The organism is Methylosinus sp. R-45379, assembly GCF_001644125.1.
In the GTDB taxonomy this organism is placed as follows: Bacteria; Pseudomonadota; Alphaproteobacteria; order Rhizobiales; family Beijerinckiaceae; genus Methylosinus.
The window spans coordinates 1-1,327 of the sequence record NZ_LUUM01000017.1 but is presented as its reverse complement, the minus strand read 5'-3'; the positions used below and the strand labels follow the sequence as shown (position 1 = coordinate 1,327).

At 43.8% G+C, this 1,327-nt stretch carries 1 protein-coding gene; it reads right to left on the bottom strand.

Annotated features, from left to right (window positions below):
• Window positions 1-54 precede the first annotated feature (54 nt).
• On the bottom strand, window positions 55-1,209 hold the full coding sequence (locus A1351_RS23555; protein ID WP_083967013.1) for an ATP-dependent endonuclease: 1,155 nt from the start codon (window positions 1,207-1,209) through the stop codon (window positions 55-57).
• Window positions 1,210-1,327: the final 118 nt, after the last annotated feature.

The following is a 1,327-nucleotide window of genomic DNA, read 5'->3' as shown; positions in this document are numbered from 1 at the left end:
CGGAGGCGACAAGGGAGGGGGCGGAATCGATCGGCGGTATCACACGTCACAAAATTATAAACGAGCCGACAACCGCTTTTGTAGAGCATCCAACATAGTAGCTGCTCTAAATTCAAAGCTAGAACTCAAAATTTTTACTTCATCACTCGCCAAGCGCTCCTGAAAGAATCGCCGCAACTGGGATTTGTCTGGCAAAGTGGTTAGCCCCAACTCTCTCTGGATAAACAAACGTGCTTCATCATCCAACAGGTCCTCTATCACAACAACACCGTCAACAAGCTGGTTAACTGTTACGATTTGACTAACACCAATTCCATATTCTCTAACATATCTATCTCGTTCTGAAAGCCCTTGCCGATCGCCGTCGAGGACGAAAAGGAAATTGAGATTCCATCCAACATGTAGAGCTGCAAGCGCCCCGAAAGTCCCCGCCCCGGTTGCCGGAATGAGCGGCAAATCATCACGCCGCAATAACATCGAACAATAACGAATAATATAATAATCAGACTTTCCTTCAATAATAACAGAAGCACGACGAATATCAAAACGAGACGGAACCACATCAAGCCTGTCAAATATTGGCTGAAAATAGCTTGTTTTATTTGGATATTTATTAACAAAAGATAGATATGTCTCTACTCTTATATCTAGAGACTCATCATCAAAAGACACAGCATCCAAAACTGTGTTTATAGTAGCGTCAGCTCTATTTGTAACAATATATGTTTGCTCAAGCCACTTTGGTTCAATCATGTAATGGCTATGTGTCGTGTAAATTAGAGTATGCTCCCCCTGCGCAATTTCAGGAAAGCTCTCTATCAATTTTTGCTGTGCAGCAGCATGCAAATTAGATGCAGGCTCGTCAAATAAAAATAAAAGATGTCCCGCACTACTTCGCGCAACCCTAAATTTGGTGAAAAGCATAAACGCAAAAAACCACCGAAATCCAAGAGATCTGTCATTAACATTAAAACGACGCGCTCCATCCTTGATTTGGAAGCTTATATAGACATCATGCGTATTTGTTTTGAAGAAAACACCCCGCGCATCCCTCTGCTCTCCTTCCGCCACTTGATGAGAGATAATTATTTCTTTTCCTTTGGCATTTTCCCCGAAAATGTGATCCCAGCGACCGAATACGAGTTTCGTCACTGCGGCACTGGCCCGGTCCATTACCTGCTGAATTTTGTTCCTATCCTCGTGCTGCATCCAGGCACTGAAAAATTCAGTGTCGGTCCGAAGACAAGTTGAATCGGATGAATCGCTTGTGATTCAATGAGGCGGTCTGATTCTCGCGGAGACCGCCGATGTGGACGAATGAAAATCG

What these genes read in the sequence shown, in the direction of transcription:
- A1351_RS23555 (WP_083967013.1), bottom strand. Translation starts at nt 1,209, where the DNA reads ATGCAGCACGAGGATAGGAACAAAATTCAGCAGGTAATGGACCGGGCC.